Consider the following 6,518-nt stretch of genomic DNA (forward strand, 5'->3'; position numbering starts at 1 on the left):
GTGCTGGAACATTGACGCCCTTGTGCTGTTAGGACGCCCGACAGCCCGCGCGTCCCATGTGGCAACGCCGATCAAAGGAGATTTCAATGTCTCAGTCGCAAACGACCACCAACCATGACGAAATTCGCAAATGGGCCGAGGAGCGGGACGGCCGGCCGGCGGTGGTGCGCACCAAAGGCGAGGGCGGTATACTGCGGATCGACTTCGGCGAGCCCGAGGAAGCATTCGAGCCCATCGAATGGGACGAGTTTTTCCGAATATTCGACGAGAATGATCTGGCCTTCCTGTATCAGGCCAAGACCGGTGAGGGGAAAGCCAGCCGTTTCAACAAATTCGTCGAGCGCAATCAGAAGGGCTGATGACGCCGGTCAAGCGGCCTATCTGTACGGCCAAGTTTTCGAGATGTGGTGAACAATGACGGCCCCGCGGCTTGGAACTTCAGCCTGAGAGGCCTTGGAAGGTAAAATTAATGCATCAGTTTTGCGCCGCGGGTTTTCGCCATCTCTCGCATGATGCCGTTGAGCCAGTTTTCAGTGGATTGACCAAGCTGTCTGCGGTCGACATCCAGGATCGCTTGCTCGAGCGTCCTCTCGACGAGCCGATCCGATGCGTCGACGTCTCCCAGCAAAAGGCGCGCCGCAAGTCGCAGTTTGGGCAAAAGCGCGAAGACGTCGTCGGACGGGTCCGGTCCGGGGGTCGCCCGCCCCGATGCCTGCGGGGGAAAGAGTGCGTTGAACACCGCCTGGCTGCCCGAGGATTTCCGCAAATTGCTGGCGTAGCGGAGATGATCGGGAATGGCGATGTCGTCATCGCCACTGAAGAACACGAAGGGGACACCCCGGCGCATCAACTCATCGGCGATTGGAAACACGCGTCGGCCATTGAGATTGACGTCGAGGATTGCAGCTTCGGCCGTCCCGGTGTGTTTGGAAGCCTGTTCGACGGTTGCAGCGGGACCAAGGATTATGGCGCCCATATTGCTGAAAAACCGCGCAAGATCTCCCGCCATCGTCCATTCGTCTTCGACTATCAGAATATGCAGCCCCCGCAGGTCGCGCACGTCATCATCCTTTCTTGGAACGGAGGTTAGAATGCAGAGGATTTGCTTTCCGAATTCTGTCATCCAAGGCCGCCTGCAACCGTTTCGCAAGCGTCAGCATGCGATCCGGGACGGGCCCCGCATGGGAACCTTCGAGCGATCCAGGCGCTCCTGATACCACCGGCGTCGGGAGTTTTATGTCAGCAGATCGTTTTGCCATTGAACCACCATTGATATCGGGTTCAACGTCATCCCTGACGTCTTGTTCCATCCGTCTTGCGCGCTATATGGTTGTGTCCTGTTCGATCCGACCTTGAGGAGACTTCATGTCGGGTCGGCGAAAGGGGGACATGCCGTGACTGCCCGATCGACTAGATTTCCCATCGTGGGCATAGGCGCGTCCGCGGGCGGCATTCCCGCGATGGAGGGCCTTTTCAAGGGCGTGACCGGCCAGCCCGGCATGGCGTTCGTCATCATCACACATCTCAGCCCCAACAGGGAGAGTCTGTTGCATGAGGTTGTCAGCCGCTACACCGAGATGCCTGTTTCGGTGGTCGAGGATGGCACGGTGGTTCAACCTGACCACGTCTATGTGATGCCGCAAAACGTGACATTGGCCATTGAATCGGGGGTGCTGTACCTGCGTCGGCCCAATGGGCTTACCCAGGAGCGCAAGCCCATCGATATCTTCTTCAGCGCACTGGGTGAAGACCAGGGCGAATATGCCGTCGGCGTCATCCTGTCGGGCGGTGATTCCGATGGAACCCTGGGCGCCAAGGCCATCAAGGAGCGGGGCGGGTTTATCGTCGCGCAAGCGCCGGACGGCTACGGGCCGCGCAATCCCGACATGCCGCAGAGCGCTATTGCCAGTGGACTCGTCGATATCGCTGTGACTGCCGAGGAGATCGGGGCGAAGCTGGAGGCTTTCGCCCGCGGCTTCGACACGCTGGAGGGGTTGGCGGAAGACGATGGCGATCAAACGCCCGACATCGACAAGGTGCGAGAACAAATCTACGCCATTCTGCGCAGCCACTCCGGCCATGACTTCTCGGGCTATAAGCCCAAGACGTTCCTGCGCCGCGTGAAGCGACGCATGCAGATCGCCCAGGTTCATTCCATCAGCGGCTATATAGACTGGCTGAAGAAGGATGCTCGCGAGGTGATGAACCTTTTTCGCGATCTGCTGATCAACGTCACCAACTTCTTTCGCGACCCCGATGCCTTCGAGTTGCTCGAGCGAAATATCATACCGCAGCTGTTCGAAGGCAAGACCGCCAGCGACACCGTCAGGGTCTGGGTCCCCGGATGCGCCACGGGCGAGGAGGTATTCTCCATCGGCATCCTGCTGCGCGAACACATGGAGAAGCTTACGGTCGTTCCGCGCGTCCAGATATTTGCCACCGACATAGACGAGCCGGCGCTGGCGGTGGCCCGGGCGGCACGCTATCCCGAAGCCTTGCTGCAAGGGCTTTCACCCGAACGCCGACAGCGGTTCTTCAACGGCGACGGAGAGAGCTATGTCATTAGCAACGAGATACGGGAACTGTGCATCTTCTCGCCGCACAGCGTCATTCGCGATCCGCCTTTCTCGCGCATGGACCTGGTCTCCTGCCGCAATCTGCTGATCTATTTCGGCCCGAGCATCCAGAGCCGTGTAATCCCTGTCTTCCACTATGCATTGAAGCCCGGCGGTTACCTGTTCCTCGGCACCTCCGAAAGCGTCGGGCAGCACGACAATCTGTTTGCCACTGTCGACAAGAAACATCGCATTTTCCAGGCGCGGGAGCATGCCTCACCGCACATCAGACTGCCGGCCCTGATCGGAGAAAGCCATTCCAGCGTCTTCCCATCCGAAAGCGCCGGCTCGAAGAAGGGACTTGTCGGCTATCCCCTGCGGCAGGCAGTCGAGGCGCAGGTGCTGGAACGGTTCGCGCCGCCGCATGTCCTGGTCAACGCCGAGGGCGATGTCGTCTATTATTCGGCCAGGACCGGCAGATATCTCGAAGCGCCACAAGGGATTCCCAGCCGGCAGTTGCTGACGATGGCTAGGCGTGGGCTGCGGCTGGACCTCCGCGCCGCGTTGCGGGAAGCGACGACGACGCGCCGCACAGTGGTGCGGGAAAACCTCATCGTGGAGGAAGACGACGAACGGGTCCAGCCGATCAGGCTGACGATCGAACCGCTCGCCGAACGTGGCAATAGCGAGCCGCTTTATCTCGTCCTGTTCGAACCGTCGGGGCCGACCCAGGCCCCCTCAGAAGAAGATGGCGGCGGCCGCGACAGCGACAGCGACAGCACCGCCGATCTCGAGCGGGAACTACGCGACACCAGAGAGCGCCTGCAATCGACGATCGAGGAGTACGAGACCGCGCTGGAGGAGGTGAAATCGTCGAACGAGGAACTCGTCTCCGTCAATGAGGAGGCGCAATCCACCAACGAGGAACTCGAAGCCTCGAAGGAGGAGATGCAGTCGCTCAACGAGGAGCTCAACACGATCAATGCCGAGTTGACGGCCAAGATAGAGGAGCTCGACCACGCCAACGGCGACCTGCGCAACCTGTTCGAAAGCACCGACATCGCGACCATTTTCCTCGACCGCAGCCTTGTGGTGCGAACCTTCACGCCGGCGGCGTCATCCTTCTTCAGCCTGCGCCCCTCCGATGTCGGCCGGCCGCTGACGGATCTGTCGAGCCAACTCGACTACCCCGAGTTGAAGCAGCACATCGACAAGGTGTTCGAGACAGGCGAGGTCCTGAATCACCATCTGGCACGCGATGCCAGGGGTCTGTTCCACATGGTCCGCATCAATCCCTATCGCGACAAGGGCAACAGGATCCAGGGCGTGGTGGTGACACTTGTCGATGTCACCACTCTGGCACAGGCAGAAGAGCATCAGCAGGTGCTCATCTCGGAACTCAACCACCGGGTCAAGAACATGCTTGCGGTGATCGCCAGCATTGCAAGCCGCACGCGGGAAAGTTCTGATACGAAGGAGGAGTTCGCGGATGCGCTGATCGGTCGCCTGCATGCCATGTCGCGGGCCTACGGCCTGCTGACCCGGGAGAGATGGAAGGAAGCCTCGGTCAGGGAACTGCTCCAGCAGGAGCTCGAACCATTCGGCATCGAGCGGATCGAACTCGATGGCGAGGATGTCAAACTAGGTCCGCAACAGGGGCTTTCCCTGAGTATGGCCATTCATGAACTGGCCACCAACGCGGCCAAGTACGGCGCTTTGTCAAAAACCGATGGCAAGGTCAGTGTGCAATGGTCGATCGAGGACGACAGTTTCACATTTGGCTGGCGAGAAAAGGACGGCCCTCTTGTCAAGGCGCCGTTGGAGAACGGTTTTGGGCTGACCCTGCTGCAGGGAGAAATCGGTTACAGGCTCGGCGGCCATGTCGAGACCGCGTTCCACAAGGACGGCCTCAGCGTCCAGATCGCGTTTCCAGCAAACCACAAGGAGGCGCCGTGAGCGACGACAGGCCACGCGTTCTGGTGGTCGAGGACGAATGGCTGATCGCCGAAGACATCGCGTCACGCCTGCGTGCGGCGGGTTATCCGGTGATCGGCCCGGTCTCGTCGGTCGCCGCGGCTCGTCAGCTTATCGATGCAGGCAAAGCCGACGTGGCGCTGCTGGACATTCAATTGAACGGTGAAACAAGTCTGCCCGTGGCCGAAACATTGCTGGCTCGCGGCATCCCATTCGCCTTCATGACCGGATTTGGGCCGCGCGACGTTCCCACACCCTTCCGAAACTGCAAATTCGTGCCGAAGCCAGCAGGCGACGCTGCACTTCTCAACACCCTGGCCGACCTGGCATCGCTTCGTCCCGACAAACACTCGTTATGAATTCAAGAGGCCGGTTTTGATCAGTCCAGGGGCTTGTCCGTCGGCCTAGGCGTGGTGCTCGCCTGACGCGGCCGCCCCGCGTTTCGATTGGCAACCGGATTGTCCAGCGGCGGGGCCGATGGCCGGGACGTGCCGGCGGTTTTCGGCGTCAGCGGCTTAGCACCGGCATCCGTGTCACTGGCGTCCCGTCTCGGGTGCGGCAGAGCATCGGCGTTTGGTGACCGGACGCTGGGTTTCGATGTGGAATTCTCATTGCTCATGGCGATAGCTTCCTTCGCAGCGGGCGGGCACGATAGTCTTGTCGCCCTGAGTTTATTCTGCGGGTCAACCACCGCCACGGTTGAAAGTTCCAGGTTCCTCGTCGGCGTCGGTGCTATCCTTGGCGGGGAATCCGCGCAAGGTGGACCCCGCGCAAGATGCCGACATCTCAGTCATGCGGTCGCATTACCACCTTGATGCAGCCATCCTGCTTGTCACGGAACGTCTTGTAGAGGTCCGGTCCCGCTTCGAGGTCTGCCCGGTGCGTGATCACGAAGGAGGGATCGATGTCGCCCTTCTGCACCATGGCCAGGAGCGGTTCGAGATAGCGTTGCGTGTGCGTCTGACCCATCCGGAAGGTCAGTCCTTTGTTCATCGCGGCGCCGAACGGAATATGATCGACGAGGCCGATATAGACGCCGGGCACCGAGATGGTGCCGCCTTTGCGGCAGGAGTAGATTGCTTCGCGCAATACATGCGGCCTATCGGTGCCGAGATAGACGGCAGCCTTGACCTTGTCGAGCATGGAGTCGGCACTGGCGCCGGGATCCGACTCGGTCCCGACACAGTCTATGCAGCGATCCGGACCGCGGCCATCGGTCATCGCCATCAAAGCGTCGTAGATATCGGAATTGCTGAAGTCGAGCGTCTCGGCCTTGCCGTGCTCGCGAGCCATCGCCAGCCGCTCCGGAATCTTGTCAATGGCGATGACACGGCCGGCGCCGAGCATCCATGCGCTCTGGATGGCGAACTGACCAACCGGACCGCAGCCCCAGATGGCGACGGTATCACCTGGCTCGATGCCGGCGTTTTCGGCCGCCATATAGCCGGTTGGAAAGATGTCGGAGAGAAACAGCACCTGTTCGTCGTCCATTCCGTCCGGCACCTTGATCGGACCGACGTCGGCGAAAGGAACACGCAGATATTCGGCTTGCCCTCCCCAATAGCCGCCCACCAGATGCGAATAGCCGAACAGGCCAGCCGGGGATTGTCCCATCACTTCGGCAGCCTGTTTGGCATTGGGATTGGACCTGTCGCAAAGCGAGAACAGCCCCTTCTGGCAAAACCAGCACTCGCCGCATGAGATGTTGAAAGGCACCACGATGCGGTCGCCTTTTCTAAATTTCGAATGGCCGCTTCCGACTTCGACGACCTCGCCCATCGTCTCGTGTCCGAGCACATCTCCAGATTCCATGGTCGGCATATATCCGTTCATCAGATGCAGGTCCGAGCCGCATATGGCGCAACAGGTGACTTTGATGATGACGTCGCGATCATCCTCGATGCCGGGGTCAGCCACCTGATCGCATCGAATGTCGCCTTTGCCGTGCCATGTGAGCGCTTTCATGATGGTGCTCCTGCTTGGAGAAGG

General features: G+C 60.2%; 5 protein-coding genes. 3 read left to right on the plus strand and 2 right to left on the minus strand.

Going from position 1 to position 6,518, the window contains the following annotated elements; translation table 11 throughout:
* The first annotated feature begins 86 nt into the window (after positions 1 to 86).
* Positions 87 to 359: a hypothetical protein gene (locus EOC06_RS09780; RefSeq protein WP_023809470.1), complete on the plus strand. Its 273-nt coding sequence runs from the start codon at positions 87 to 89 to the stop codon at positions 357 to 359.
* Between the two features lie 107 nt (positions 360 to 466).
* Here EOC06_RS09780 and EOC06_RS09785 read toward each other — a convergent pair whose 3' ends face one another.
* On the minus strand, positions 467 to 1,123 hold the full coding sequence (locus EOC06_RS09785) for a response regulator (protein WP_128307629.1): 657 nt from the start codon (positions 1,121 to 1,123) through the stop codon (positions 467 to 469).
* A gap of 271 nt (positions 1,124 to 1,394) precedes the next feature.
* Here EOC06_RS09785 and EOC06_RS09790 point away from each other — a divergent pair, with 271 nt between their 5' ends.
* Positions 1,395 to 4,511 carry a CheR family methyltransferase gene (locus tag EOC06_RS09790; protein ID WP_128307630.1) on the plus strand — a complete coding sequence of 1,039 codons (3,117 nt, stop codon included), beginning with the start codon at positions 1,395 to 1,397 and terminating at the stop codon, positions 4,509 to 4,511.
* Entirely contained in the window at positions 4,508 to 4,888 is a 381-nt protein-coding gene (locus EOC06_RS09795) for a response regulator (RefSeq protein WP_127321138.1), read from the plus strand. The genes EOC06_RS09790 and EOC06_RS09795 overlap by 4 nt, the downstream gene beginning before the upstream one ends.
* A gap of 427 nt (positions 4,889 to 5,315) precedes the next feature.
* On the opposite strand, the gene EOC06_RS09800 is transcribed toward EOC06_RS09795, so the two are convergent.
* Positions 5,316 to 6,494 carry a zinc-dependent alcohol dehydrogenase gene (locus tag EOC06_RS09800; RefSeq protein WP_128307631.1) on the minus strand — a complete coding sequence of 393 codons (1,179 nt, stop codon included), beginning with the start codon at positions 6,492 to 6,494 and terminating at the stop codon, positions 5,316 to 5,318.
* Positions 6,495 to 6,518: the final 24 nt, after the last annotated feature.

The organism is Mesorhizobium sp. M7A.F.Ca.MR.362.00.0.0, assembly GCF_004023175.1.
Classification (GTDB): Bacteria; Pseudomonadota; Alphaproteobacteria; order Rhizobiales; family Rhizobiaceae; genus Mesorhizobium.

What these genes read in the sequence shown, in the direction of transcription:
- EOC06_RS09785 (WP_128307629.1), bottom strand. Translation starts at nt 1,123, where the DNA reads ATGACAGAATTCGGAAAGCAAATCCTCTGCATTCTAACCTCCGTTCCA.
- EOC06_RS09780 (WP_023809470.1), top strand. Translation starts at nt 87, where the DNA reads ATGTCTCAGTCGCAAACGACCACCAACCATGACGAAATTCGCAAATGG.
- EOC06_RS09800 (WP_128307631.1), bottom strand. Translation starts at nt 6,494, where the DNA reads ATGAAAGCGCTCACATGGCACGGCAAAGGCGACATTCGATGCGATCAG.